We start from the raw sequence: 25,822 nt of genomic DNA on the forward strand, positions 1-25,822 counted from the left end.
GAGCTGACCTGAAATCACGAATATTCCAGATTCAGAAGAAAGAAATTTCATGCAAGATCATTCTCGCTAACCTTGACAGGTTTATACAATTTGTCTGGATAGAGGTTTTCTACAGAGCAAATATTTCACAATAGCGAAAATTTCAAGGAAAAACGCGTCTCGTTTTTGCATGTCCACGAACTTTTTCGTACTCATCTTTGTATAACGAAAAAAGAGTCCCACCTTTTTTTATTTCAATAACAGGAAATTCTTGGTTTCTTCTGAGTAATGAATAAGGATTGACTAAGAGTAAATTGTCATTTATGATTGAAATTGCCATTGTAGGCATTAAATCATAAATCCACACATCAATTTGCGTTCTGTATTCAGAAGTAGAGAATGTATTTTCAATCCAGTTGATAAATCCATTAGTTTCTCCTATTAAGTCTGGGTTTTCTTGATAGGTTCTTTGTTTCATAAAAGGTGAAGAGGGATCTAAGAGTAAAAACTCAAACTTACAGCCACATTTTAAATGAGAACGAATTCGTTCATCCCCCAAATTTTTTATCCGAGCTAAGGACATACCCATATCCTTTACACTACTCAATTCGGTTGAAACGTGGAGAGAGAAAAAAGGATTTTCATTTTCGACTTCTGTTCTTGTTCTATATATCTTTTTGATTCCTAAAATGTCCGTCTCTTTTAAGAATGATATACGTTTACAAAATGATTTAACATTAGAAAACTTCCTTTTTAAGAAATCTCTTGCCCTATCGCTACAAAAAAATGCGATTACGGCGGTTGCACTTATGGATATAATTAATATTAAAATATATCGTTCTATATCCATAATATAATTCCATTTAATCACATATCACCTTAAACATTTTTCCCAATGTTTTGAATACATAACTCTGGATTCTCACCACCCCCAAGCCATTGATTATGAGGTAATCATACCCACCATCACCCCTCATCTTCAAAAATTTTTCAACGACCCCATGAACCTTTGGAGAATTTTTTTCACAAAATTTTCCCGCGCTACAAATTTTCACGTAAAAATTTTCCAAAAAATTTCCGGAAAATTTTTCCCGGCCCGGCCAAAAAAAATCCCTCCACATTTCCCATCGCCAACTCTCCCCAAAATCCCCGCAACCCACCTCTGAAACCACCCCCCAAAACCACCTTTTTTCGAAACCGACAACCTCCAGAATCCGGGCGTGTATTCAGCCCCCGTTTCCAAACGAAGCCCAGAATGAGCCCCCGTTTGGCCTACCGAGATGAAGTGAGGGAATCTATGTCTCCCGCAGTTAAAAGGCCGGGAAAAGCGATCCCGGAAAAGGGGGTTTCCCTGGCAGTCTCCTTTCCTGCCACCCAAACCATGTGGCAGTTCCCGATCCTCAAAGGAAACTAACTCTAAATAGGCCGGTTTTTTCCCTCGTAAAGTCTCCCGTTTGCCAAAGGGCCAAAGGAGAGGGATTTCCCGGAAAACCTAGCTCAAAAACCCCCGAAACAGGCCGGTCGGCACTTGGCAAAAATGCCAATCCGGGGCAAATTCGGGCCCGGATTGACAGAATGTCTTGCAGGTCTCCCGGGTGAATCATAACGATCCCTGTTACTGACGGTATCCGCCTTGATCGCCCCTCCTTCCGGGGGTGGCCCGGACCTCAAATCCCCAGAGAAATTATCTGCCCGTAAAACCATCCGTTTGCCAAACGGAGCCCGATTTGAAAAACCGGTTTTTTGACACTCGCGTTTTTTTGCGAATTATAGAACATAAGTCGGAAAATACTTAAAATTCAGGGGTTGTTTTCGATTTTAGGGGGTTTAATCGCCCGGAAAAACGTCGAATTGTTGCCTTTTGGATGATCCGGGAACCGGATTTCTTGGGATCAGGTCGTGAAATGAAATGGCGGGGGGTCCGGGATCCGGGACCGCCAAGGTCCGGTTCGGTACGGTATTTTGTTGTTAGGGCGGGCGTCAACGGTTTGGCAGTTTCTCAGATCCCCATCTTCCCGGGCAGCTCCTGGGCCCAGGCTCCGATCGCCGCCCAGTCGCGGAAGTCACCGACCGGCGATTTCACCTTCTTCGTGATCCAGTTCTGGAACCACGAGAGTTTTGCCGGGTCCAGCCTGCCGGCAAATATCGTCTCTGCCACCGGCTTGAGCGGGGCGAGGGATGCATGGAGCGCTTTCTCTGCCCATGCGATGCCGGCCGGGTCCTTCGAAACTGCTGCAAGGCCGACAATAAATCCGGCGACCGGTACCTTCGTGAGCTCGTCGCGGTGCCGTTTCACAAACTTCCCGACATCGCTAACCATCCTTCCCATATACATCGGCCCACCGATGACGACCGCGTTGTATCCCGCGAGCGATGCCACGGTCCCCGTCTCCACGACGTCGGCGGCGTGGCCGGCGGCCTGCAGTTCCTTTCCTATCGCCTGCGCAATCTCCGCAGTCGATCCCTTTTTCGACGCGTAGGTTATGAGGATGTGTGCCATGGTTTTCTCATTTGTGCGGGAGTGGGATAAAGGCGGTGGGGGGATTTTGGAAAAGCCGGTGAATGCCCCGAGTTCCTGGGAGGCGAGGCGGATGAGGAAATCGTGTATTTCTAAACGGAATTTTATGGGATAGAAAATGATGGTAGAAGGGAGCGGTGAAAATTTTGGGGACGGGATTTTTTATGTAGAACAGATTAGTCTTTTTAATTTTATTATTGAAAGATTATGGTATCGGATTTAACGAAGCTAAATAAAATTCATTTATGATTTTTTTCGTAAGAAGATCCACCGTTTTCATAGTTATTAATCTGGGCAAAGTTACATAAATAGATAAAAATTGAATATTTATTTGTGATAATGTAATCCCACTCATCATTCCCGGTTCAGCAATTCCGGCTGCATCACTTGGTCCAGCAAGAATAACTTTTTTCTGATATTGAGGCTGACCCAAGACCATCGTCAAGCTTTTTGAATTAGAGTGAACTGGGTAGCTTGCCCAAGAATAATAGGGATAATAATGAAAATAATCGCTTGTTTCCGCAATTTTTTTAAATGAAGGTTTTTGATTTTTTGATAATTTCAAATCGTGAAATGCCCATCCGTATGAGTTTTTAATTAGATCGCCATATTTCTCTTTTAGTGGTTTGATACGTTCTTCAATTTCATTAAGTTCTTCTTTTGAATACGGTCTTTTATTTATTTTATTAGCGCATTTTTGGTAAACCTCAATTCCTTGATAATCCTCAATTTTTTCGAATTCGATATATTGATTCGCTGTATTATTACCATGCTTTTTGATAAAATCCGAAATTATTAAAATTTCATAGAGTGTACGCCAACGTGCCATTGCTGCATCAGGATAACCATTTCTTAATAATGTAACAATTTCTCCACTAACCAAACAGGCACGTCCATGTAGCAATTTCAAAGTTAAAAAAACTAGATCTTTATTATCCGAAGCATTTTTGAAATTTTCATCGGAAAATTTTTGGCCAGTCTCAACAGAAAAATGCCAAAAATATTCTAACAAATCTATAGCTTTCCCCCACCGAGCTTCTAAGAGTGAGTAAAAGGGAAACATATCATTATGATTTTTCTGAATTTTTTCAGATACATTTTCAACTATTTTATCATATTCTTCTTCAGAAAAATGATTAGACGATCTTTCAATTATATGGGATATTCTTTTTTGTAATTCGGACGAATTTTCACCATTTTTAACAGCATTCTCTAGTTCTTTAAGATCGTTTTGTATCTCTAAATTTTCCTTTTCCTTATCGGTAAATTCCATTCAGTGTAAACATGATTTGCTCATATCATAGTATTTTCTATTTTCTTATGACCATTCAGATAACCGGAAGATCTCCTGACTTAAATATCATATAAGATGCATTTCGAAATATTATTTAGATGGTTATTATAACATATTCGTGATTAAGATGGATTGTTGAATTTAAGTATCTTTGAATTATATACCCCATTGCAATGAAAAAATCATATAAATTTGGAATATGGCTTTTCTTTGTAATCATATTTGCTGGTTTTGTTTACGAAATTTTTGTAAATGTGTTAGGTAATATAATTTCTGCATCTTTATCAGAAGATGGAATTAAAAATATTAATGATTTTTTTAGTTTACTAATAGTCAATTGGATTTATACACTTTTTATATTTTTATTAATTATCTGTATTGCATTTTTCTTATGGGTAAAAATCAGGACTAATGAATTCTCTCAATTTTGCGAATTTTACCAAGCGTCTGAATATATCAAACCTGTTGATTTTCAAATTCAAAAATTTAAATCCACTTATATACTCAGGAAAAGCGATATAAATTTAGAAAATTTCCTAAAAAATGAGCAATGGGTTTTAATTGCAGGTAAACCAAAATTAGGAAAAACAAGAGCAGCTTATGAATCAATTAAACGAATGAAAAAGTTTTCAGTGATAAAACCTCGTCCTAAGGATATAGATATCGAAAAACTTTTATTGCCTCCATTAAGCAATAGAAATATTATTTTATTTTTTGATGATCTCGATCATTTCATTGATAAAAATATAGATGAAATCATTAATCGGATTAAATATCAAAGTAAAAAAATAATTGTTGTTGCAACATGTCGTACCGGAAAAGAATTGGATTTAATAAAAGAGAAAAATCTTCCTTTGTATAGGGAATTCGAATTAATTTTTCCCGAAGCGATTAGCATAAATGATTGTAATTTCCTTGTAAATGAAATAAAGAAAGACGATTCTCTTTTTTCATGGAAACTTGAACTTTTTGATGGAACACCTGGATCTGTAACGCTTGATTTAGAAGATATGAAACAGAGATATCACAATTCTGGAGATGGAAAATATATATTGAAATCATTGAAGCTTCTGTGGGATGGTCAAATCTATCTTTATGAGGAATTCTATGTGAAGGAAATATGTAAAATCATTTTTGAATCACCGCCAGATTTATCAAGAAGACATGTCTGGGATCAAATTACAAATAATTTAATTGAAAATGGTTTTATTACAAAGGATGAAGATTTTATTTATACATATTCATCATATCTTGATTTTTGCATTGATGACTATAAACCCACTCAAAGTGATTTGGAAAAATTAAAAGAAATTTTTATTTCCCTAAAGGATTTTGAGAATTTACGTTTTCTGGGCAATGGATTTTTAAATAAAAACCATTTTTTTAAGGCAATCGATTGTTATGAACAAGCTTTATCTTTACAACCAAATTTTGCAGGAATTAGACATCAATTAGGTTATTTATTCACAAAACTTGGAGAAAATGAAGAAACAAAAGGCTATTTTGATAATGCAGTAATATATTATCAAAATGCTTCTAGTCAATATAAAAAAGCAATTGAAATAAATTCGAATTTTGCCCAGGATTACAATGGTCTTGGGTATGTTCAAACACATATTGGAGAAATATATAAAAATAAAGGGAAATTTGCAGAGGCAAAGGAACTATTCAAAGAAGCAGAAGATAATCATAGAGTAGCAATATTACTTAATCCTAATTATTCTCCTGCTCATCACAGTCTAGGATATTTACTTAGTACTCAAGGAAAATATGCTGAATCAGTCGAGGAATTTCAAAAAGCAATTGAATTAAATCCAGAATCTCCATTTTCGCATAATCTTTTAGGACATCTATTTAATAAATTGGGAAGGTTTGATGAAGCTCAAATTGAGTATACAAAAGCAATAAAATTAAAACCTGATTATCCTTCTGCGCATAATAATCTCGGATATCTATTGATGACATTAGGTCAAAATGAAGAAGCAAAGAACGAATTCGAATTAGCAATTGCCGCATATCCTGATTATGCTGTGGCTTATGCAAACCTTGGTCATCTTTTTAATGCCTTGAAAAAATTTGATGAATCTCAGAATGTATTAAAAAAAGCTCTTGAAATTAATCCAGATTACGCTGAGGCTCGCATTGCACTTGGATATGCATTGATGAATCAAGGTAATTTCGAAAGTGCAAAACAAGAATATGAGAAAGCTATAATGATAAATCCTAATTTAGAAGGTGCATATACAACTCTAGGGTATGTACTGTCCATTCAAGGAAAACATGAAGAACAGATAGGAAATATGAATAATGCGAAAAATATATTTGAAAATGCAGAAAAAAAATATAAAACCTGCTTATCTATTAATCCAAATAATGAGGATGCACTTCATGGTCTTGGCATTATTTTAGAACGATTGCATAAAGATGGAGATGCTGAAGACTGCTACAGAAAATTACTCCTATTGAAACCATCTGATAATAAAGTAAAAACAACCTATAACCTTTTTTTATATTCTCGTGCAAAACGGTTGTTAACGACAGGAGAGTTAGGGAATGCGGACCAAGTAGTCGATAAGATGATAAAAATTGATCCTAATAGTCCGATCGCGAATAAAATTCTTGGAATCTTAAGAGAGAAACAAGGAGATATTGCGAAAACTGAAATTGAAAAGATTTCATTTTATAAAAGTGCTGAAGAGAAATTACGAATGGCAGTAGAAGGGCATCGACGCTCACCTTCAACTCGCAGACATTATGCGAATATATTATCAAAATTAAATAAGAATGATGAAGCCCAAATCGAATATGAAAAAGTGAAAAGAATTGCGCAAAATTATCCAAAAAATAATCGGGATTATGGATTTTTTTTAATAAAATGTAAACGATATACCGAGGCACGAGCCGAATTACAAGTAGCATTGAAATTATTTAAAATGAATAAAAATGAAGATGAAGTAAAGAAGATATATGAATTATTAAATAAAATTTCGTAAAGCAACAATTCTGATATGAACCTGTATTATGTAATTGATCATCATAAGGTGGAGTCCGAAACTGTACTATACCTAAACCGCATAGGCTTCAACAGGTCACAAGACCTAGAGGAGGATGAGGAGAAACCTTTAGGTTTCTTCGGGCCTGACCCTACTACCCGCATTTGAAAAAAATAATCGGCCTCCCAGAGAACTTATTCCCCTTTCCCCTCAATAATCGCAACAACTCTCTTCCCGGTTTCAGTTATCCGGTAATAGCGGCCCATCCGTTCATCCGGCGTCAGGCATTCGACGAGGCCTTTCTCAGCAAGTTCAAGGACCACCCGGCTTATCGTAGACCGGTCCATGTCCAGTTGTTTGGCGAGATTCGTTGGCGAGTTGGGTTTGTGAAGGGCTTTGAGCACCTGCCTCCTGTCTCGACCCCTGCCAACAAAACTCACCAGTTCAAACATCTTATGAAAATGGGGTAAAATATGAGATGAATATTGGTAGCAAATACATACTATTCACGTTGCAAATATACTACACAAAAAAATATTATAATCCCCCTCCCCGCCCAATACTTCCTCGGTGCCTGGTGAAAATAATCCGGATACATGTGGATGTGAAAAAAACCCGGAGCGGCCACCCCCGGCTTTCAACATATGTTCCGATCCGGAACAGTGTCGCTCATCAGGGACTTCGCCAGACACCAGGACGTTGGGGGATTTTTCGTCGGATCCCCCGCCTTTTTAGAGTACTCTCCTCTCCCTTGCGGGAAGTAAGAGTAGTTTGAAGAATCTGATGATTCTTCTCATCCTCTCATAACCTGACGGCTATGAGAGTACCCCCAAAATAACCCCTCGAAGAATCTGTTCCGGATTCTTCGAAGAACCTCGTTCAGGAGAAGATTATTGATCTTCTCCTGCTTCAGGTCTGCCGACCTGAAGCACTTCTCATCTCACAAGTCTGATGACTTGTTCGATTCTCATGCCCCCTTCCTGATGGAACGGGGCACTGTACGGGCTCCGATTCCCTGTTTTTCCGGAAACAGGGGAAGTAATTCCGGAAAATGAGACAGTAATTCATGCATTTCCGTTCATTTTTACGCCTGAAACCACGAGGCGCCATTTGGGTGTATTTGGACGATGAAAAAGAAGGGGGATGGGTTTTTGCCTGTCTTTGCATATTTTCGGGAACAGAACGCGTTTAAACGCTTGTACCAAAGGCTCTCCTTCCTCTGGCCCCGCCCCCACCCCCTTCAGCCCGGGGCGGCCTGAGATACTCCATCCAAACAGCTCCAAACAGGCCGGTTTTTCTCCTCGCAAAACCTCCCGTTTCCCCATCAGAAGTTAAATCAGGATTTCCCGGAAAACCCTGGCTGAAAATCACTGAAACAGGCCGGTCAGGTGGTGGGGAAAATAGCAATCCGGGGCCGTGGCGTGCCCCGTTTGACCACTTCTGGAGAGAACCAGGTCTTATTCGTGAAAATGCGTGTCCCATTGCATGCTTCACCGGGTAGATCCGAAAAAGATGACCGGTATGTCAACCGGAATACTTACTTTGCATATGCTTCCACCAGGTCCCGTGCGGTGATGATCCCAGCAATCTTCTTCTTTTTCATGATGGGAAGCTGCCGTATATGTTGTGCAGCCATGATCTTTGCTGCCTCATGGATACTGACCGGACGGGGATGCCGTCTTCCCCATTTCCCATGTCCATGCCAGTGGAAAAATCCTGTATCAGGAACACGGGTCTTTACGGCTATAGCAGGATTACTATTTTCCGGGTGCTTATATCTCCTTACAATCATGAGCACGAAAGCGAGAATTCCGGGAGTTCCCAGAACTCCTGTCGTGGCACCACGCACGAAGACCCGGTCATTGCCGGACCGTGATGAAGAGGTGCACCTCTCCCCGGTCCAGCGGATGCGGGGAAAGATCTCTCTTTCGGATCCGGAAATGGTCCGCCGTATTATTTTTGATCCGTCCCTGGAGTCGTGACCGATGGTGGCGTGGCACCGGAACTGCCGCTGAGGTTGAGCGGTAAAATCCGGGTGAGGAACAGGGCAACCCTGTGTCTTCTGAAAGACCGGGGATTTGAGAAGGTTCAGGTTTTCAGGATTCCGGTGCACCCGAAACCACCGACACATTAATAATCCTAATCGTGATTAGTACTAATCATGATTAGAGAGTTCATCGACCGGGAGGAGGAGCGCCTGCTGCTTGAGCATGAGTGGCAGAGTTCCGGCGGGCTCATCATCCTCTACGGCCGGAGGCGGATCGGAAAGACCCGGCTTATCGATGAATTTATCCGGGACAAGCCCGGCATACTCTATATCGCAGAGGACGCATCCCCGCATATCCAGATAGCCCAGCTCAAGGCCCGGTGTGCGGAGTATTTTGGCGATCCTCTCCTCGCCGGGCTGGATATCAGGACGTGGGAGCAGCTCTTTACCTATCTCGCACAAAAACCGCTCACCAGGAGAACGTACCTTGTGATCGATGAGTTTACGTACCTGATCCGGAACGACCCCTCCATTCTTTCTGCGCTCCAGAAAGCCTGGGACCGGAGTATCACCGGCTCCGACTGGTGCCTTCTCCTCTCCGGGTCGATACTCTCGCTCATGAGCGATCTTGCCCTTTCGTCCACATCCCCGCTCTATGGCCGGAGGACGCGTGACCTGCTGCTCGGGCCGCTCCGGTTCTCCGATGCGAGAAAGTTTTTCCGTTTCCCGTTCTCTGACACCCTGAAGGTGTACCTGTCGATCGGAGGTGTGCCGGAGTATCTTCTCAAGGCCGGCGCGTATGAGGATTGCAACTCATTTTACAAAACCGAGTTTTTCAACCGGTACGGGTACTTTTACCACGAACCGTACTTCATCCTCTCGCAGGAGTTCCGGGAGCTCAAGGTGTACCAGTCCGTCCTCCACGCGATTGCGCTTGGCAACACCGCCCCGACAGCGATCGCCCAGTTCTGCGGTCTCGACACCCGCCATGTGTACCCGTACCTCGAATCCATGATCCGGCTGGGGCTTGTGGAAAAAGAGGTGCCGCTTCTGGGTAATCCCCGGCAGGGGATATACCGCATCCGGGACCGGGTCTTTGATTTCTGGTACTGCTATGTGTTCCCGCGCCGGCAGGAGATCGAGACCGGGCATCCCGGCTCCGTACTCCCGGACATCAACCCGTTCTTCGGCAGGCAGTTCGAGGCGTTCGTACGGGACGAGTATGCCGGGATCGTTATGGCGGGATACCGTACCGGCCACTGGTGGTATAAGGAGGACGAGATCGATCTCGTGGCGGTCGACGATAATTCATCCACCGTTATCTTTGGTGAATGCAAATGGGGGGATGTCAGTCTTCAGCAGGCAAAGAAACTCCTCGCCATGCTGAAAACAAAGTCGAAGCTCGTGCGTGCCGACCAGTACCGCCACAGGAAGTACGCGCTGTTCTCTGCCGGGACAATTGAAGGAAAGGCCCGGTTGCGGGACGATGGCTATCTTGTGTTTGACAGCACTGACTTAGAAGAGTCCTGACGGACTCTTCACGTCTTCGATGTTCTGATGAACATCTCTGACTACGAAGGATTCTGATGAATCTTTCGCGTCTTCGAAGTCTGATGGCCTCCGGATTTGGTATCGTCCTCATGTATAAATAGAGGAAATGGGGAACCAACCGGGTAGTAAGCAGAGGAATGCACTATGGATTTTGCAAAGATTGTGATGTCGAGGTATGCGACAAAGAAGTTTGACGGCAGAAAGATTCCTGAAGCAAAGGTAAGCGAGCTTCTCGAGCTGGTGCGGTTTGCCCCGTCTGCGATAAACCTCCAGCCCTGGAAGATCAAGGTAGTCACCGACAAGAAGGTCAAAGAGCAGCTCAGGCCGGCGGCCTTCGACCAGGAACAGATCACCAGCTGTTCGCACCTGCTTGTTTTCTGTGCAGATCCCGATTACGACAGCCTCATCAGCAGGCTCGGGGCCCTGTTGAAAAAGAGTGGTGCGCCTGAAGAGATGCAGAAGATGGTTGTCGGGATGGCGGTCCAGTTCACCAAGCCGATGTCACCGGAGCAGAAACTGGCATGGTCGCAGGCCCAGACGTATCTTGCGCTGGGGAACGCCTTGAACGGTGCAAAATCACTGGGTTTTGATTCCTGCCCGATGGGAGGGTTCGACCCCGGGGAGTTTTCCCGGATCCTGAAGATCCCTCCGCCCCTTGTACCGGTGATGCTCTGCCCGCTGGGGTACGCGGCTGACAAGCCGATGAAAAAAGTGAGGTTCCCAAAAGAGGATATTGTGTTCTGAAACGGGGCAATTTTTTTTCATTACGGTCCCTGCAACCGGAAAAAATTACCGGACCGGGACCCATACGAAAAAAGTGTGATCTAATCCTTGACGCAGAAGTGCCCGATGACGAGACTGTGCTTCTTCCAGAGTTCGCAGGCCGGACAATAGCAGTTCAGCTCTTTCGGTGACGGGACCGATGTCGTTCCGCGTGCGCAGAAGAGTTCGGCGGGCCACCGGAATCGTCCAAGGGGTTGTGACAGGATCATACGTGACCGGCAGGGGGACTCCTGACACAAGTCCACGATCCCGAAATCCGTTCCGCACACCGCCAATGATGCCGTCTCTTGATACCCGGTTTTCAATTAACAACGATGGTCAAATCAAATGTCTGTCCTGAACCGGAAACCTCTCTTCCGGGAAATTTTAGAACAGCCTGTATTTTCTGTACGCCCTTGTCCTTCATCGTGACATTCCATTGATGTATCCCGAATTCAATTAACGACACAGGAGGAACTCCCGGTTCATCATACCAGGTAACTCCGTTGTCTTCAATCTGAAGACCAGGGCTCGCGGTTACGAACCACTCCCGTCCGGTTCTGCTGGAGTCCTTCAGCTGGACTATCACCGTGCTGTTCAGGCTGGCACAGATTGTTGCATTGTTCTGGGTTTCATTGATGATCATATCGTGTCCTGCTACTGAGTATTCCGAACACTGTACCGGCGCCACATCTGTCTTCAAAGGATGCTGATCGGTACCGAGACAGCCCGCCCCGAACATCATCATAAGGATGATTACCCATGATACCATTAAACCCGATTTTTGTTGAATAGTGTTCACCCCATACCAGACTACCTTGTTATTTTTCTGATTTTTATTTTCAAGTCCAAAAATAAATATATTTTTAATATCACGGATTTTTTGTCCATAGTGTTACCGGGGTCATACCGCTCCAGGCAACATTGAGATTTGTTAATCCCATTCCGGTATTTGTATATTTATTCCAGCTGAATGAAACCGGGTTAAGGTTTACATTCCGGAATCGCATGTTGTAAAATGTAATTGTTCCCGGAACATCGTTATCATTATTGATATTTTTTCCTTCCAGAGCACAAAATGCGCCAACATTATTTGTACCGATGTTTGGGGCATTTGTTGAGAAGCTGGAGGAATATCCGCCATTGCTCAGATCCTGGAATATAATATTCCATCGGTTCAGATTCTGATTCCAGCCCAATGTCCCTCTTACGGTATGACCAACAGAGGTACTGATCGGTGTGCCACGGTATCCCAGGTTATTACTGTCAACATACCACGGGGCGCCAGTCCATTGGTGGGTTCCTGCGACATTGTACTCAAGAACGGGTTGAACAATTCCCACGCTGTTACCAGGCTGAATTCCGTTGAAAATATAATCAATTGCCCCGGTCTGCCGGTTGGGGGGTGATGATGGCACCGTCCAGTCAGCAATGAACTGGCCCAGTTCTGGAATATTCCAGGCATAGGAATCCTCGATCCAGCCACTCGTTGACGCCACAGGTATTTTTTTACCGGCTGGTGAAATTACTGTCAGGACGCGTTGACCCTTTGAATAGACGTTTGTAATCCCGTTATCTTTCACATCTATAGAGGATCCGTCCGGAATCTGGTTGATATTTACTGCGGGAAGGTCTCCATAAGGTGTGGGGATCTTTGGTGAATCAATATCCTGAGAGATTGAAATTTGTTTTCCGTCAGAATCAAAGACCCGTGTAATTCCATCACTCGAGTGCTGAATAATTGATCCTAAGGGAATCACTGTTTGGGAATCACCTTGCGCAAAACTGAATCCATTCCGGATTACTACTTTCGTTTGTGAATCATCGGGCTTGAGTTGAGATAATTGGAAATTATCTCCTTTTGTTATCTGTCCATCAGCACTTACTATCGGTACTATCGCCATCGCTGCCAGCAGCAGTGCCAGCAGGACGATGCTTAGTTTTCGTAGACTCATTTTTTTCAAACCTCCTGTTTTCATACGCTACGCTCGAAGGCACGGGAAAACCTTCATAGGAATGAACGATAATGATCTCATGCCTACGGGCGGGACCGGGTTCAACGAAGTTCGTCGCTTGGTGGACCCGTTCTCTTCTTTTCGGGACAACCCCGGCTGTCCACAATGAGCGATTTATAATTTGAGCATTTATTCTTTCTAGCGCGGTTATCTACCGGTCAGGGTACTAAAGAAAAGGAAAATCACCGGGCGACAAAACGCAAATAGAATCATCTGAATTTGCTGAATTCTTGCGATCGCCGCCGGTTGCCAAACGGCATGTACCGGAGGAAAAATACCGTATAAGAGGATCGAGGCGACAAGAAAATAGAAGACGTAATTCCTTTTTTCATCGGCATGTTGTCTCCCCTCATCCATCCGTCACAAGAAGAAGGGTCATTTCGGGTACTCGGCAGCAGAAGACCGTCAGTTTCGACCGGATTGTGTCCTCTTCGATTCATGATATTCGAGTATCGACAACCTGAAACTGATCCGGTCCCTGAAGTGGCATTGGTGCACCCGCCTCAAATCCAACAGGTTGGTAGATCCGGATCATACGTACAACCGCTCAATCTCGGAGATTGAAATACCCTCCGAAGGAAGGGTTGTCCACCTGCGCCAATATGGTTTCATCAAAGTTTTCAGAGTTGTTCATGCGGATGGAGATCCTGAACACTGGGCTACAGACATCCTCGATACATCAGAACATGACAGAAAATCGTTCAAAGATCTTGGGTGGAACATCGAAGAATTTCACCGGGGCGTTAAGCAGTGTACCGGTATCGAGAGATGCCAGGGGCGCAAAGAGGTTGTCCAACGCGGCCACATTCTCCTCTCGCTGATCGCATTTCTTCGCCTCGAATCTCACCGCTTAAAAACAGGGATCAGTTGGTACGAGTCGAAACGCTCGATTCATCGATCGGCTTCTTCCCTCTTTATCTCCAAACCGACGTTCTAATCCTATTCCTTTTTGCGGGGGTTACGACAGAATTTTCTCGCAACAGATTAATTCAACTGCGTAAGTCCTAATAACAATTAACGGAAAAAATGGTTTGAAGACACAAATAACCAAAAAATGGTTCTGTCAAGTCTGCGGAAGGTAAGAGACATTTTTCAACGTAGTATTTGTCATAACTCCCGGAGACTTGACAGAACCGGAAAAGATCATAAAATACATCCAATCTGTAGTCTACACAACTGCTATGGAATTGTCAGCATCCCCTTTATATTTACTAACATTGCTTGTCCCTTGTATACTCATCACAGGATGCACGGGAAATTTTATTCTCTCACATAATCCTAGTAGTCCGATAATAACCATTACGCCAGTAAATAATAGTCCGGTTGTGTTCAACGAATCGGATAATGGGAAGATCTATGCAATCCCCCAAGATACCGAATTCTGGATTAATCTTACGGAAACACTCGCAACCAACGAGCCGTGGCAGGTAACGTTTAGTCCCGGCCTTGAGCTGATGGATTCCCAGTATTTTGCGAATCCCTCTATGCCAAGATTTGATATCGATGGAACCCACCGATGGATTTTCAAGGCTAAGGAACCCGGCATGCAAATATTCCGTGGGGAAACCGGTTGGTATGGTAAAGATGATCCCCGAAGCCAGTATAATATTTCATTTAATGTCATTGAGAAGTCTGACTAGATTTTTCATTTTTTACGATAACAGGTTCATGATTTACTGCTTTTTTACCCGTGTTAGTTATTCTCTCGGTTCTGTTAACTTGGCATGGGATGGATAATTTTCTTCTTCGAAGAAACATCTCTATCCCTCAACAAGTTAACAGAACCCAGATATGCATTACTTATGTTCACAAAAAGTGAACAGTAATTAAATAGTGAACATACTGAATACCATAGTATGTTCACAAAAAAAGAACATCCGTTACATAGTGAACATGGCCCGGACCTGTTAGCAAACCTGTTCTCGAAAAAGGCCACCGACATCATACGCGTCCTGCTGGTCAACTATCCGAAAGCATGGGCGCTTCGGGATCTGGCAAAAGAATCCGGCACTGCACTGGGATATACCTCACGGGTATCAAACACGCTGATCAGCCAGCGTCTCGCGCTCCGTGCCTCTGCCCGGTCGGAACTGAAGCTCATGGCTCCTGAAGATCTGCTCAAACGCTGGGCAACGTTCTCCCACTTCGTCGCAAACACCGTATTTGTTGAATACTACTCCAGTGAGCAGGCCAAGCCCGGAAAATTTTTTTTAGAGAATCACCGGATTCCCGTCCCCCCCGGTCCCGGTTCATCATAACACGCGGGGTCCGCGAGAGAATGAAAATCGAACCGGAAATAAACGAGGCGAAAAAAATTGAATGGTTTTTAAGTGATTTCGGCTTCCGGAATCATGGTAAATTTTTACTTACATTCTCTGTTGGCAGCGTATCCATCAACCGGGAAATCCTGTCGTACGGAGGAAAACCACCCTGAACCATAAGTACGGTAAGAAAACGGGAATGAGCTGACATATCGTTTGAATCCAGAACCCCGTAGTAAACGATCATGTAATCCTCACGATCCTGAAGAAGCGGCCGCCGGAACTCCATGAAGTAGCCCGAAGTTTTGTTGCTGATATATTGCGTTACAGGAACCTTATTGAAACCGTACTGCGTTTCGTTGTCTCCAATTGCCGAACGTCTCCTGAGTTCCGGCCCTATGTCAAGAATCATTACGGAAATGTTTCCGGATTCTTCCAAGGACTGATACAGGATTTTTTCAGCGTTTTCGAAATCTTCGGTTCTGTTGAAACTCCAGCTTATTGCAACGTACTTATCATCCATCGGAGAAAGATCAGGATAGAAGCGCTCGTACTGTCCCCCAATACACTCGTCTGAAATATTCGGGAACATCAGCGGACAGGTTGAGGATATTCCTCCAATCCTGCCGAAATGCTCCGTTCCGGTCCCGGTAAACATCCGGGTCCCGTTATTGTAAAAACCATCCGGTTCCGGAAAATACCACCCGTTAATCGAATCGGGGAGACCCGGTCCGATAAATCCAAAATGGAAATACGATCCCGCAATAAGAATAATAGAAATGAGAACCATGACAAGAACAATCAGAGTTTTTGGTTTACATTTACTCATTGCCATTTTCACCAATTATCTTGATAAAATATGATATCAAAAAAAGGTAAAGGTTGTTAGTGCCTTACCCAGTCTGTCATTGCAGCTGCCCAATTCCCGTTTGCGATAAGTCGGTCCGAGCTTAGGGGATAGTTGGGCGGGTTGTTCCAGGTATCGTGGATGGTAATGTAATTCTGGACACCCCGGACATAACCGACACCGGTGACACTGTGGTATCCATACGCTGTCGGTTTGCCAACAGCCATCCCTCCGGCTGCCATCGATAAGACGAATGGTCTCTGGGCATCTACTTCACTTGCCATCTCTTCGAAATGATCCCCGTATAACCATATATTTTCAACCCCGTCGAAACTGGTATAGCCATGGTTTCTGGCTACGGTCTCTATACCGTCATCGATAAATATCGGCCATGTCACTCCGTTAAGCGGCCAGGTTGAACCTGTTCCCATCGCGGATGCGAGTTCGTTAATCACCGTTGTTCCGGTAGGAAGGTTAGAATATCCATGGCTGCTCCAGTAACCCAATACCATTCCTGCAGCTGTCGGAGAGCAGCCGAGGTACCATTGATAGAATGGAACATCATAGATATAGTTGGAGGACCTCAATAACGGAGAAACTCTTGATTGACTTGACGGACTTTGCTCGTTCCAGAGTTTCGCAATCTCTTCTTTTTTACTCTGTTGATTCTTCAGCAGACTGTCTTTTGTCAAGGGAATTCCCATGCCAGTATCCGATACATTAATCACTTTTTTGTCGGTGAGATCGACAAAAACATGATCAACTACGGTTCCCGTTTTATTTTCTAATGGGTACTCCATCAGGAAGAACGTAGCACCCAGGTACACGGGTTTTGGATCAGCTGAAGTCAAACCTTCGGTCTTCGTACGCTGGGACACCACTGAAAGGGATTCGGTCGCGGCTTCCGGACTCAGAGTGGGTATAACACCTTTCGAGCATTCAAGGACCGGATAATTGTTGACAGTTGCCGAAATGAGAATATACCCATCGTACTTCCCATCGTGTTTTATGTCAAATGCGTACGCAGTTGGTGAACCGGAAAGATCATAGTACGTATTTGAAAACCACACTGTTGAATCCATCCAGTCAGAAAAATTTTCTTCGGAATGTGCAATGTCGTGAATATTCAATAACGCAACATTTTGCGCTTGATCTTTGCTTACCATATCGGATTGTGCATTTACCAATCCAGTGTTTCCCGCACTCGCGCACGGTACAAGCGCCATCGCCGCCAGCAGGAGTGCGAGCAGGATGACTCCGAGTTTCAGTGTTTTCATGTTTCCATACCTCCGTTTTTTTGCTGTCGCTCGGAAGGCACGGGAAAATCTTCATAGGATCAGAAGATAACAATCTCATGCCCACGGGCAGACCGGGTTCAACCGCAATTCGACCTGAGGTGGACCCGTCTTTTCTTTTGGGACAACCCCCGGCTGTCCACAACGAGCGATTTATAATACGTGCATTTATTCTTTCTAGCCCGGTTGTCTACCGGTCAGGGTACTGAAAATAAGGAAAGTCGCCGGCCTATAAAACACAAATTGAATTATCTGGATTTGTTGAATCCGCCGGCTCGTGCCAAACGCCATACGATAGCCCGGTGATCGCGGCCCCTTGCGAGTACAGGGCTAAGGCCTTCCGCCCCCGACACCTGACCCCGGGCTTGGCACGCGATTACCGGCCCGGCACCCTCACGGCCACGATAATGCCCCGGCCCCGTCCGGCACTACACTCTGTGGCATTCCCTGGCCGGGAAAACTATATTCTCTTGCGGGAATAATGATGGTACAATGAATGAAATCCAGTACGTGTATGATGCTGGCGGCCACAAGAAAAGCGTCATAGTTCCCGTTGAACTCTGGGAGCGGACACTTCAGGTGCAGAACCCCAAGACTGCACCCTGCAATCCGCAGGAGTATTACGGGGTATACCGTGAAAGGATTAAAAATCCACAGGACGTTGCGCGGGCCCTCCGGAGTGAGTGGAACCGCGGATGACCTCTTATCTCATCGATACCAATATTCTCATCTATTACCTTGCAGGAGCGATTCCCGATGAGGAGAAACCAGTGATCGACCGGATTCTTCAGGAATCCTTTAATATATCTGTCATCACCCGGATCGAGCTACTCGGCTGGAAAGATCATACTCCTGAAGGACTTGCAAAAGCAAGGAGTCTCCTTGATTGTGCCCGGTGCCTGCCTCTTTCCGATACTCTTGCAGAGAAAACCATCGGACTCCGCTCGAATGTAAATATCTCACTTCCCGATGCCGTCATCGCCGCATCGGCCTTATCACTGGATGCAACACTCGTTACCCGGAACGAGCGGGATTTTGAACAGGTGCCAGATCTCATAATTTACAATCCGTTTCAGAAGACTGCCTAAGCGCAATTTCCCAGTTCCACCCTTCTGATTCGCGATCGCCGGCTCGTGCCAAACGCCCCGCACTCCCGGCTCCCTGCTGCCCATACGAGTTTAATCCCAGGCCCCTGCCACCCCGGCCCGGCACCCGGCAACTCTGAGGGATAACCAACAAGATAAAAAAATCGTCTACTGCCTGACGCAGAAGTGTCCGATGACGAGACTGTGCTTCGTATAGAGTTCGCAGGCCGGACAATAGCAGTTCAGCTCTTTCGGTGACGGGACCGATGTCGTTCCGCGTGCGCAGAAGAGTGCGTCGGGCTGATATCGCTCAAGGGAATTATGTTTGTAGGTCGGGCATGCCCTGCAGGTATTCCTGCAGATCTGCCGGTTCTCTTCCGTATCCTCCACCATGGTCGTGCCGGTTTTCATCATAATGAGTGGATAGTGCGATAATGGATAATAGGTTTCTTGTGGATTCTTCAGGTTTTTTCGGGAAAAAATCCTGACCGCTCATTATCCTCCCGCCCTCCGGCTCCTGCCGAACGCCCCGCTCTCCGGAGACCGGATGCCTCACCCCCCGGTCAGGAAATCATCCCCGCAGACCTCGCAGCCCCGCAGGAGCACCTGGTCTTTCTTGCTGTTGTACCGGTAGATCGTCACCCCCTTGCACCCGAGCGACCGGGCGAGGAGGAATATCCTGCCGATCTCCTCCGCATCGGCATCTTCGGGCAGGTTCACGGTCTTCGAGACGGCGTTGTCGACATACTTCTGGAAGACCGCCTGCATCCGGATGTGGTGATCCGCCGGGATCTCGGGGGCGGTCTTGTAGAGCTCCTTCACGGCCTCGGGAACCGGCGAGGAAGCAAGGGTGCCTGTCCGGTTTACCTGTGCAAGGATATCCGTACCGCTGCTGAGGGACTGGAGGTATTTCTTCAGGAGGGGATGGAAGAGGGGCAGCGACCACGGGCCCATCCTCCTGGTGCTGGCAAGGGAGAAGAGCGGCTCTATCCCGCTGCTGGTATCGGCGATGAGGTGGAGCGAGCCCGTAGGTGCAATAGTTGTCACGGTGGCGTTGCGCATCGGGTTGGTGTAAATGCTCTTCTCAATCGCAGGAAACGAGCCCTTCTCCTCGCCCAGTTCCCGGGAGGTCTCGTGTGCCTCGCGGGAGATGAGCGCCATCGTACGATCGGCAAAGGCGAGCGCTTCCTTCGATTCGTACGGGATCCCCAGGAGGATGAAGGCATCGGCAAGCCCCATGATGCCGAGCCCGATCTTCCGGGTAAGCAGGGTCCTCTCCCGGATCCCGGGCACAGGGAATTTGTTCACATCGATAACGGCGTCGAGGAACTTCACCCCTAGGCGGGTAACCGTCCGCAGGAGGTCCTCGTCCAGGTTCCCGCGGGCGATGCAGCGGGAGAGGTTGATGCTCCCGAGGTTGCAGCTCTCGAACGGGAAGAGCGGCTGCTCCCCGCAGGGGTTCGTTGCGTCCATGGTCCCGAGGCCCGGCACGGTATTCTTTTCGTTGATGATGTCGAGGAAGAGGACCCCGGGATCGCCGGTCTGCCACGCCGCAGAGCAGAGCGCATTCCAGAGTTCGCGGGCATCGATGCTCTTTTTTACCGAACCGTCCCGGGGATTGATGAGATCGTACTCCAGTCCGCGCTCGAGGCATGCGAAAAAATGTGCATCGAATCCGACGGAGATGTTGAAATTGTCCAGTCCTCCCTTGTTTTTAGCATTGATAAATGCCAGGATATCCGGGTGGGAACTGCTGAGCACCGCCATATTTGCCCCTCTCCGTTTCCCCCCCTGTTTGATGGCATTCGTTGCCTCGTCAAAGACGCGGATGAACGGGAGCGGGCCGCTCGCGACACCCGATGTCGAAGCTACCGGATCGCCGGCGGGACGGATACGGCTGAACGAGAACCCGGTACCTCCGCCGCTCTGGTGGATCTGTGCCATGGTAGCAAGGGTGGAAAAAATTCCCTGGAGGGAGTCTTCCACAGGTAATACAAAACAGGCAGAGAGCTGGCCGCCGGGTGTTCCGGCATTCATCAGGGTCGGGGAGTTGGGTATGAACAGCAGTTCTTCCATACTATGAAGGAAAGCATCCGACCCGGGAGTATCAACTGCATCTGCCACACGGCGGAAAAGTTCGTCGGGAGTTTCGTCCGGAAGAAGGTACCGGTATTCCAGGAGTGCTTCTGCGACAGGAGTCAGATCCATAAAGCCACTAGGTGCCCGTGTTAACGTAATGCCATATAAAGTATTGGTTCATGGTCAGCGGTATCTTCTTGCCTTGCGAAATTCCCGGAAAAATCTTTCCACAAAACTTTTTCCGGAACATTTTCTGCCAATTCAAAAAAAACCGGCCCATCGCGTATCCTCCATACCGGCCAGCCGGGGCGCCACCACCGGCCCCCGGCTGCACCGCTACGCGAGTACAGGCAAGGCCCCCTGAAAAAAGAATTTACGTGTTCGGGGGCGACTCGTTCATGCCAAGGAAATTGAGTGTATTCTCCCCGTACTCGACAGGTGCATACCGGGATCCGATATGCGGGAGCCCCTTGAACCGCACGAGCCATGGTCCATTGATCTGCCGGGCCATCCGGCACCGGAGCTGATATTGCCGGAACGGACAAGAGGAACTGCCTCGTCCATCAGCCTTATGCTCCGGTGAACATCATTGGATAGAAGATGTGGATAAAAGATGGCTGATAAAAAGTATGAATCATTGATGATTGAGAATATCGTTGCATCCGGTGTAATCGCCGAGTCCATAGATCTCGCTGAGTTCTCAAAAAATGTGGAGAACTGCGAACTCAACAAGAAACGGTTTCCCGGTGCGGTATACCGGATCCCGGATCCCAGGATCGCGTGCCTGGTCTTCTCGTCGGGCAAGATAGTTCTCACCGGCATCCGCAACCACCAGGCGCTTGCTGACGGACTTGCCATTCTCGCCAGCTCGTTAAAAAAGGCGGGTATTGAACCTCTCAAAGAGCCCAGGGTTGCGATCACCAATATGGTCTGTTCCTACAATCTCGGGAGATACATCAATATCAACAAGTTGAGCGTCACGCTCAATCTCGAAAATATCGAGTACGAACCCGAACAGTTTCCCGGGCTGGTATACCGGATCAAAGATCCCAAGATCGTCGTCCTTATATTCTCTTCAGGAAAGATCATTCTCACGGGTGGCAAGAACCTACAAGACATCAAGAAGGGGCTTGATATCCTCGAAGAGAAGCTCGCGAGCGTCCTGTAAAAGAGAACATATTTCCGGCTTTGTCGATGCGGCAAAGACTGCATGGCAGTATGCCGGCAGCGGTTGCTGTAGTGCGGGCAGGATCCATGTCTCGCACGTGCACGACGCCGTCTGTTTCCTGTATAACCTGGGGGGAGTCCGCGATGCACCATGCCGCAGGAAACGCCATGAGTCACGACAACTCAAATCAGAACCGTTCATAAAAACCATTAACCATTCAGCGCACGTGTAAGAAAATGGTGATACTCCTGGAAAGACAGCCCGTGAAGTCCCGTATTCTGCGCTCCGTGGGATATGATGCCACCACAAAAATCCTGGAGATCGAATTTCAGACAGGACTTGTGTACCAGTATTCGGGCGTCCCTCCGAAAGTCTGCAAGGATCTTATGAGCTCCGATGCGATTGGAAAATATTTTTCCGAGAAGATCCGGAACCGGTTCCACACAAAACCGGTGGTCAGATAACTATCATTCCCAAAAGGACCCGCATGACAGCATTGGCCAGCCCCCGTGCGGCGATCGCATGAGTTGAGCCCCGCTCCTCCCCCGCCGGCCAGCCGGGGCGCTGTCACCGTACACCGGCTGCGGGGGGAACGTAACAAGATCTTCAGGTTCTGCCCACAACCGTCCCGTTATTCACGTAGGTAAGAACAGCCGTGCGGATTATTCTCAGGTTATCCAGGGACGTCCCAGCTGAATTCAGGTTGAAGGTCACGTAGGTATCCTTTTCCGGCAGGTAATACCAGAACGTGTACGATCCGGGATACCCCCCGGTATGACCCTGCACGATAAGATTTGCGGGTGCGACAAACTCGGTGGCATACCCGAGACCATAGCCCGTCTTACCTGACTGAGGTGTTGGTTTTTCCATTTGGACGAGTGATGCCCTGCTGATCAGTTTCCCTTCTCGCAGCGCCCGGTGGAAACGGTTGAGATCGGCCGTGGTGCTGACCAGGTCCCCCGCCCCGCGATCGAAGAGCACATAGAGATCGGTGAAATCCATAATTGTGCCATTCGCGCCGGGCATGGTGGCGCTCATGTGCGGCCCGGGGATGTGGTTGGTATGCTGGAAGAATGTGTCGTTCATGCCTGTCGGGACGAGGATAGTCCGGGTTACGTAGTCCTCGTACGGGACACCTGCTGCCTTGTCCACGATGAGCGTCAGGAGGATGTAATTCACGTTCGAGTAGGTGTAGTTCGTTCCCGGCGGGTAGAGCGGGCTGGCGTTGATACCCTGATCGAGACCGGTCTGGTACGGCACCGGCATATCCGGGTGCTGGTATTCCTGGAGGTTGATGGAGCTCTCATCATAATCCGCAATCCCGCTCGTGTGGTCGAGGAGCTGGCGGACCGTGATCACATGGCCGTTCGGGATCCTCTCCACGAGGTCGGGCGGCAGCCAGCGGGCGATGGGGTCATCGAGCGAAAGTTTCCCTTCCTCCGCAAGTTTCTGGACGGCCACGCTCGTGAAGGTCTTCGAGACGCTGGCGATCAAAAAGCGCATGCCGGCCCGTGCCGGTTCGCCGGTGACAGGTGATGCGTTCCCTGCAGCAGAATTCCAGGTCCACTGTGGCGTGGCGATCTCGATCTGCATGCCGGGAATGCCGGTATCCCTGATTGCAGTATCGGCGATGTGCTGGAGATCGGCGCTGACCTGCGCCGGCGGCGGGTTCTGCCCTTTGTCAGCCGCTGGCTGCTCTGAGGTTACGGGTTGCGTGCAGCCGGTGGAAATGATTGCTGCAACGACGATGAGGATGATGAGGATACGATAAATCTCCGACATAGGTGTAACAATCCGGTTATCGGTGCATAAGGTAATAAACGGCAGGCATTCAAGGCCGGACCTTCCCTCACTGGCGATCCCGGTCAATGGAGCTCCCTCACGCCGCCCCGGCCCGGCCGGAGCGCCACTCCCGGCCCCACGGCTGATTTTAATCCACATGCGTGAATTCCGGATACGCTGCGGGCTCTTTTCCCCGGATGAAGATCCCGGCATGGTTCAGAACTGTCGAGTTCTTACTGAATGGCGCATCCCCTTCGTAATCATGCCAGCGGGAGAGGAACTCCTGTCTCGGGATCACCCCCCGTGTTCCGAGCATGGCCGGGTCCTCGAAATACACGTTGCTGCTGTCCATCCCGATCACGACCATGTAGTGACCGTCCTCCCAGGTATCATCCCACGACCTGTTTGCTTCGCCGGGGTCCCGCCAGGCCTGGCATGCGATGATCACCGGGACCTTACCGGCCAACGACTGTTCCAGATCGGTAAGCGTGAGGTTTGTCCGCAGGTCAGCCTCCAGGCCATGGGCCCGGGCAACCCGGACAATGGACTCCGGGGGGGTACCGGTTGCTTCGGTGGTGTTCAGTTCCTGGATGAGCATGCCTTCCCGCTGATCGATTCCCCAGTAACTGAAGACGGCCTGCAGGGATGCAGCCCCGCAGGAATATGACTGGCTCTGCCGGACATCCGGGACCTGGTCCAGGAGACCGGGGACCGTTGCCGATCCCGTTACGGTCTGGTTGTGCAGGTCCTGCGGGGAAGCGGAATTCTGCACGCAACCGGCTGAAACGATGACCCCCGCGAAGAGGGCAAGGGATATGATGAGCAGAGGGAGAGACCTGTGCATGGCAGCACCGTGATTCAGTGTGAATTGTCCCGAAACCATTTATGGTTTTATTTTTGTGTCGAAGAGGAAAGGGGCTCTCCAGTGATGTGATTTCCCTGGGTTGTCTGGTTTTTTCCGCACGGAAAACCCAACGTGCCGGTTCCGGCATCAGCCCCGCTCATCACACCTGCCAAAGCCCGCCCTCTATTAACCCCGGCCCGGTGGGGTGCCCAGCCACATCGGCACCGGGCCCCCCGGTCAGGGGATCGCGGCAATTTTACCGTGCTTTGAGGGTGAAGGTATCCCCGACTTCCCACGCACCGGTCACCGGGTTGAGCACTTTCTGGACCCCGTCGAATGTCCCGCTGTCTTCATGAACCGTAATGAGGAGGTAGCCGACTTTCTGATCATTCTGGGAGATCGGCGAAAGCGGGTATTCGAGCGTAAGTACCGGGTTGACAAGTGCGGGATCGAAACCCTGCATGGGCGCCCCGCCATTCCCAACGACTATCTGCGTGAGGCCCTGTGATTCGGCCCTGACATACAGGTGGGCATGTCCGCAGAAGTAGGCAGAGACGTTGTTGTTCACCATGCTGTTCCAGAACGTGTCGCGCTCGGCGGGACGAGTCGGGAGGCTGTAGGGGATGTCTTCCGTGTCGTTGTCCACGAGGTACGCGGGGGAATGCCCGAGGACGAACATGAACGGCCGGGTATCCTGCGTGAGCTGCCCGTCGACCCAGCTCTGGTTCACGGTCTCTTTCTTACCATTGTGCTCGATATAATCGTCGTTGAGGATGAATTTTGCACCCTTGTGGGCGAAGGAATACGTCAGCTTCTCCTCTCCTGGCGGGCCGTTTGCCGGCATGCCGGATGCCACCGTAGTGCGATAGGCGTCGAGAAGGGCGGCATTAATCCTGTCAATACCGTCCTCGTGATTTCCCCGGATCACATACAACGGGATCCCGGTGCCGCTTGTATAATTATAGATGGGGGAGACTGCCTTCTCCCAGTTCCCGAACTGGCCCGTGAAATTATTCTGCATAGGGGATGCATTTGTTAAGTCCCCCCCGTTGATCAGGTCACCGATATACAGGGCCAGGTCAGGCTTCTCTGCGGCAACAGCCTTCGCAATCGGGCTGAGGTTCGGGCTGACGCCGGTCGTCGTGTTAGCCGCCGGGTCGGGTGAGTCCCCGAATACGACAAATGTCCAGTTCCCGGACCCGGCGGGTGTCGTTGGTGCTGCAGTTGTCGTGGTAGTGCGGACCGGGGCCGGAGACGGGCCCGTGCATCCGCAGATGCTTGCTGTAAGTATCACGATCAGGAATAATGTCAACAAAGGGAATCGCATGGGTGTGTATCTTGATCCGGACATTAAAAAGGATG

General features: G+C 47.9%; 27 protein-coding genes. 10 read left to right on the forward strand and 17 right to left on the reverse strand.

Annotation, left to right across the window (positions count from 1 at the left end; all coding sequences use genetic code 11):
• Positions 1–142 precede the first annotated feature (142 nt).
• The 4 genes from ABSB80_RS11485 to ABSB80_RS11500 form a co-directional block, all read right to left on the reverse strand.
• The gene (locus ABSB80_RS11485; protein ID WP_428370763.1) at positions 143–829 is read right to left on the reverse strand and encodes a hypothetical protein; all 687 of its coding nucleotides are present in this window, start codon (positions 827–829) and stop codon (positions 143–145) included.
• A 13-nt stretch (positions 830–842) separates the two neighbouring features.
• Complete coding sequence (locus ABSB80_RS11490) at positions 843–1,151, reverse strand: hypothetical protein (RefSeq protein WP_428370764.1); 309 nt, start codon at positions 1,149–1,151, stop codon at positions 843–845.
• A gap of 827 nt (positions 1,152–1,978) precedes the next feature.
• Entirely contained in the window at positions 1,979–2,479 is a 501-nt protein-coding gene (locus tag ABSB80_RS11495; protein WP_428370765.1) for a flavodoxin domain-containing protein, read from the reverse strand.
• A gap of 223 nt (positions 2,480–2,702) precedes the next feature.
• Complete coding sequence (locus ABSB80_RS11500; protein WP_428370766.1) at positions 2,703–3,770, reverse strand: DUF5677 domain-containing protein; 1,068 nt, start codon at positions 3,768–3,770, stop codon at positions 2,703–2,705.
• 194 nt (positions 3,771–3,964) lie between these two features.
• Here ABSB80_RS11500 and ABSB80_RS11505 point away from each other — a divergent pair, with 194 nt between their 5' ends.
• Complete coding sequence (locus ABSB80_RS11505; protein ID WP_428370767.1) at positions 3,965–6,784, forward strand: tetratricopeptide repeat protein; 2,820 nt, start codon at positions 3,965–3,967, stop codon at positions 6,782–6,784.
• A gap of 194 nt (positions 6,785–6,978) precedes the next feature.
• Here the strand turns inward: ABSB80_RS11505 and ABSB80_RS11510 are convergent, their stop codons facing one another.
• A complete protein-coding gene (locus tag ABSB80_RS11510; protein WP_428370768.1) occupies positions 6,979–7,236 on the reverse strand; it encodes a helix-turn-helix domain-containing protein in 258 nt (85 codons plus the stop codon).
• Between the two features lie 1,085 nt (positions 7,237–8,321).
• Complete coding sequence (locus ABSB80_RS11515; protein ID WP_428370846.1) at positions 8,322–8,576, reverse strand: CBS domain-containing protein; 255 nt, start codon at positions 8,574–8,576, stop codon at positions 8,322–8,324.
• Between ABSB80_RS11515 and ABSB80_RS11520 the strand changes: the two genes are divergently transcribed.
• The 3 genes from ABSB80_RS11520 (at position 8,575) to ABSB80_RS11530 (ending at position 11,066) form a co-directional block, all read left to right on the forward strand.
• Positions 8,575–8,766: a hypothetical protein gene (locus tag ABSB80_RS11520; RefSeq protein WP_428370769.1), complete on the forward strand. Its 192-nt coding sequence runs from the start codon at positions 8,575–8,577 to the stop codon at positions 8,764–8,766. The two genes, ABSB80_RS11515 and ABSB80_RS11520, sit on opposite strands and share 2 nt — an antisense overlap.
• A gap of 179 nt (positions 8,767–8,945) precedes the next feature.
• A complete protein-coding gene (locus ABSB80_RS11525) occupies positions 8,946–10,301 on the forward strand; it encodes an ATP-binding protein (protein ID WP_428370770.1) in 1,356 nt (451 codons plus the stop codon).
• Positions 10,302–10,466: 165 nt separating this feature from the next.
• Entirely contained in the window at positions 10,467–11,066 is a 600-nt protein-coding gene (locus tag ABSB80_RS11530) for a nitroreductase family protein (RefSeq protein ID WP_428370771.1), read from the forward strand.
• Positions 11,067–11,146: 80 nt separating this feature from the next.
• On the opposite strand, the gene ABSB80_RS11535 is transcribed toward ABSB80_RS11530, so the two are convergent.
• The 3 genes from ABSB80_RS11535 to ABSB80_RS11545 all read right to left on the reverse strand — a co-directional run bounded on the left by ABSB80_RS11535 (position 11,147) and on the right by ABSB80_RS11545 (position 13,063).
• Positions 11,147–11,314 (reverse strand): DUF2769 domain-containing protein, encoded by a 168-nt coding sequence (locus ABSB80_RS11535; protein ID WP_428370772.1) that lies wholly within the window; start codon positions 11,312–11,314, stop codon positions 11,147–11,149.
• A gap of 92 nt (positions 11,315–11,406) precedes the next feature.
• Positions 11,407–11,730 carry a protease inhibitor I42 family protein gene (locus ABSB80_RS11540; protein ID WP_428370773.1) on the reverse strand — a complete coding sequence of 108 codons (324 nt, stop codon included), beginning with the start codon at positions 11,728–11,730 and terminating at the stop codon, positions 11,407–11,409.
• A gap of 226 nt (positions 11,731–11,956) precedes the next feature.
• Entirely contained in the window at positions 11,957–13,063 is a 1,107-nt protein-coding gene (locus ABSB80_RS11545) for a hypothetical protein (RefSeq protein WP_428370774.1), read from the reverse strand.
• Between the two features lie 1,160 nt (positions 13,064–14,223).
• Here ABSB80_RS11545 and ABSB80_RS11550 point away from each other — a divergent pair.
• Together ABSB80_RS11550 and ABSB80_RS11555 are read left to right on the forward strand one after the other, a co-directional pair.
• Entirely contained in the window at positions 14,224–14,739 is a 516-nt protein-coding gene (locus ABSB80_RS11550; RefSeq protein ID WP_428370775.1) for a hypothetical protein, read from the forward strand.
• A gap of 216 nt (positions 14,740–14,955) precedes the next feature.
• Complete coding sequence (locus tag ABSB80_RS11555) at positions 14,956–15,357, forward strand: hypothetical protein (RefSeq protein ID WP_428370776.1); 402 nt, start codon at positions 14,956–14,958, stop codon at positions 15,355–15,357.
• Between the two features lie 91 nt (positions 15,358–15,448).
• Here ABSB80_RS11555 and ABSB80_RS11560 read toward each other — a convergent pair whose 3' ends face one another.
• Positions 15,449–16,204: a hypothetical protein gene (locus ABSB80_RS11560; protein ID WP_428370777.1), complete on the reverse strand. Its 756-nt coding sequence runs from the start codon at positions 16,202–16,204 to the stop codon at positions 15,449–15,451.
• Between the two features lie 41 nt (positions 16,205–16,245).
• Entirely contained in the window at positions 16,246–17,484 is a 1,239-nt protein-coding gene (locus ABSB80_RS11565) for a C39 family peptidase (RefSeq protein WP_428370778.1), read from the reverse strand.
• A gap of 510 nt (positions 17,485–17,994) precedes the next feature.
• Here ABSB80_RS11565 and ABSB80_RS11570 point away from each other — a divergent pair.
• Positions 17,995–18,201, forward strand: a complete 207-nt coding sequence (locus tag ABSB80_RS11570; protein WP_428370779.1) for a hypothetical protein — start codon at positions 17,995–17,997, stop codon at positions 18,199–18,201.
• Positions 18,198–18,590 carry a type II toxin-antitoxin system VapC family toxin gene (locus ABSB80_RS11575; RefSeq protein ID WP_428370780.1) on the forward strand — a complete coding sequence of 131 codons (393 nt, stop codon included), beginning with the start codon at positions 18,198–18,200 and terminating at the stop codon, positions 18,588–18,590. Before ABSB80_RS11570 ends, ABSB80_RS11575 begins: the two co-directional genes overlap by 4 nt.
• A 165-nt stretch (positions 18,591–18,755) precedes the next feature.
• On the opposite strand, the gene ABSB80_RS11580 is transcribed toward ABSB80_RS11575, so the two are convergent.
• The 3 genes from ABSB80_RS11580 to ABSB80_RS11590 all read right to left on the reverse strand — a co-directional run bounded on the left by ABSB80_RS11580 (position 18,756) and on the right by ABSB80_RS11590 (position 21,177).
• The gene (locus ABSB80_RS11580; RefSeq protein ID WP_428370781.1) at positions 18,756–19,001 is read right to left on the reverse strand and encodes a DUF2769 domain-containing protein; all 246 of its coding nucleotides are present in this window, start codon (positions 18,999–19,001) and stop codon (positions 18,756–18,758) included.
• Positions 19,002–19,139: 138 nt separating this feature from the next.
• Entirely contained in the window at positions 19,140–20,795 is a 1,656-nt protein-coding gene (locus ABSB80_RS11585; RefSeq protein ID WP_428370782.1) for an adenosylcobalamin-dependent ribonucleoside-diphosphate reductase, read from the reverse strand.
• Between the two features lie 244 nt (positions 20,796–21,039).
• A complete protein-coding gene (locus ABSB80_RS11590; protein WP_428370783.1) occupies positions 21,040–21,177 on the reverse strand; it encodes a hypothetical protein in 138 nt (45 codons plus the stop codon).
• A 102-nt stretch (positions 21,178–21,279) separates the two neighbouring features.
• On the opposite strand from ABSB80_RS11590, the gene ABSB80_RS11595 reads away from it, so the two are divergent.
• Complete coding sequence (locus tag ABSB80_RS11595) at positions 21,280–21,834, forward strand: TATA-box-binding protein (protein ID WP_428370784.1); 555 nt, start codon at positions 21,280–21,282, stop codon at positions 21,832–21,834.
• 239 nt (positions 21,835–22,073) lie between these two features.
• A complete protein-coding gene (locus tag ABSB80_RS11600) occupies positions 22,074–22,298 on the forward strand; it encodes a KTSC domain-containing protein (protein ID WP_428370785.1) in 225 nt (74 codons plus the stop codon).
• A 142-nt stretch (positions 22,299–22,440) separates the two neighbouring features.
• On the opposite strand, the gene ABSB80_RS11605 is transcribed toward ABSB80_RS11600, so the two are convergent.
• The 3 genes from ABSB80_RS11605 to ABSB80_RS11615 form a co-directional block, all read right to left on the reverse strand.
• Complete coding sequence (locus ABSB80_RS11605) at positions 22,441–23,616, reverse strand: serine hydrolase domain-containing protein (protein ID WP_428370786.1); 1,176 nt, start codon at positions 23,614–23,616, stop codon at positions 22,441–22,443.
• Positions 23,617–23,764: 148 nt separating this feature from the next.
• Positions 23,765–24,460, reverse strand: a complete 696-nt coding sequence (locus ABSB80_RS11610; RefSeq protein ID WP_428370787.1) for a C39 family peptidase — start codon at positions 24,458–24,460, stop codon at positions 23,765–23,767.
• 256 nt (positions 24,461–24,716) lie between these two features.
• Entirely contained in the window at positions 24,717–25,787 is a 1,071-nt protein-coding gene (locus ABSB80_RS11615) for a metallophosphoesterase family protein (protein ID WP_428370788.1), read from the reverse strand.
• Positions 25,788–25,822: the final 35 nt, after the last annotated feature.

The organism is Methanoregula sp., from assembly GCF_050010295.1.
In the GTDB taxonomy this organism is placed as follows: Archaea; Halobacteriota; Methanomicrobia; order Methanomicrobiales; family Methanospirillaceae; genus Methanoregula.

Bases quoted from the DNA above. Each gene is read 5' to 3' on its own strand.
- ABSB80_RS11495 (WP_428370765.1), bottom strand. From the start codon at position 2,479: ATGGCACACATCCTCATAACCTACGCGTCGAAAAAGGGATCGACTGCG.
- ABSB80_RS11515 (WP_428370846.1), bottom strand. From the start codon at position 8,576: ATGATTGTAAGGAGATATAAGCACCCGGAAAATAGTAATCCTGCTATA.
- ABSB80_RS11610 (WP_428370787.1), bottom strand. From the start codon at position 24,460: ATGCACAGGTCTCTCCCTCTGCTCATCATATCCCTTGCCCTCTTCGCG.
- ABSB80_RS11605 (WP_428370786.1), bottom strand. From the start codon at position 23,616: ATGTCGGAGATTTATCGTATCCTCATCATCCTCATCGTCGTTGCAGCA.
- ABSB80_RS11615 (WP_428370788.1), bottom strand. From the start codon at position 25,787: ATGCGATTCCCTTTGTTGACATTATTCCTGATCGTGATACTTACAGCA.
- ABSB80_RS11580 (WP_428370781.1), bottom strand. From the start codon at position 19,001: ATGATGAAAACCGGCACGACCATGGTGGAGGATACGGAAGAGAACCGG.
- ABSB80_RS11530 (WP_428370771.1), top strand. From the start codon at position 10,467: ATGGATTTTGCAAAGATTGTGATGTCGAGGTATGCGACAAAGAAGTTT.
- ABSB80_RS11555 (WP_428370776.1), top strand. From the start codon at position 14,956: ATGTTCACAAAAAAAGAACATCCGTTACATAGTGAACATGGCCCGGAC.
- ABSB80_RS11510 (WP_428370768.1), bottom strand. From the start codon at position 7,236: ATGTTTGAACTGGTGAGTTTTGTTGGCAGGGGTCGAGACAGGAGGCAG.
- ABSB80_RS11565 (WP_428370778.1), bottom strand. From the start codon at position 17,484: ATGAAAACACTGAAACTCGGAGTCATCCTGCTCGCACTCCTGCTGGCG.
- ABSB80_RS11570 (WP_428370779.1), top strand. From the start codon at position 17,995: ATGAATGAAATCCAGTACGTGTATGATGCTGGCGGCCACAAGAAAAGC.
- ABSB80_RS11540 (WP_428370773.1), bottom strand. From the start codon at position 11,730: ATGATCATCAATGAAACCCAGAACAATGCAACAATCTGTGCCAGCCTG.
- ABSB80_RS11590 (WP_428370783.1), bottom strand. From the start codon at position 21,177: ATGGCCCGGCAGATCAATGGACCATGGCTCGTGCGGTTCAAGGGGCTC.
- ABSB80_RS11505 (WP_428370767.1), top strand. From the start codon at position 3,965: ATGAAAAAATCATATAAATTTGGAATATGGCTTTTCTTTGTAATCATA.
- ABSB80_RS11545 (WP_428370774.1), bottom strand. From the start codon at position 13,063: ATGAAAACAGGAGGTTTGAAAAAAATGAGTCTACGAAAACTAAGCATC.
- ABSB80_RS11485 (WP_428370763.1), bottom strand. From the start codon at position 829: ATGGATATAGAACGATATATTTTAATATTAATTATATCCATAAGTGCA.
- ABSB80_RS11520 (WP_428370769.1), top strand. From the start codon at position 8,575: ATGAGCACGAAAGCGAGAATTCCGGGAGTTCCCAGAACTCCTGTCGTG.
- ABSB80_RS11575 (WP_428370780.1), top strand. From the start codon at position 18,198: ATGACCTCTTATCTCATCGATACCAATATTCTCATCTATTACCTTGCA.
- ABSB80_RS11500 (WP_428370766.1), bottom strand. From the start codon at position 3,770: ATGGAATTTACCGATAAGGAAAAGGAAAATTTAGAGATACAAAACGAT.
- ABSB80_RS11525 (WP_428370770.1), top strand. From the start codon at position 8,946: ATGATTAGAGAGTTCATCGACCGGGAGGAGGAGCGCCTGCTGCTTGAG.
- ABSB80_RS11595 (WP_428370784.1), top strand. From the start codon at position 21,280: ATGGCTGATAAAAAGTATGAATCATTGATGATTGAGAATATCGTTGCA.
- ABSB80_RS11585 (WP_428370782.1), bottom strand. From the start codon at position 20,795: ATGGATCTGACTCCTGTCGCAGAAGCACTCCTGGAATACCGGTACCTT.
- ABSB80_RS11535 (WP_428370772.1), bottom strand. From the start codon at position 11,314: ATGATCCTGTCACAACCCCTTGGACGATTCCGGTGGCCCGCCGAACTC.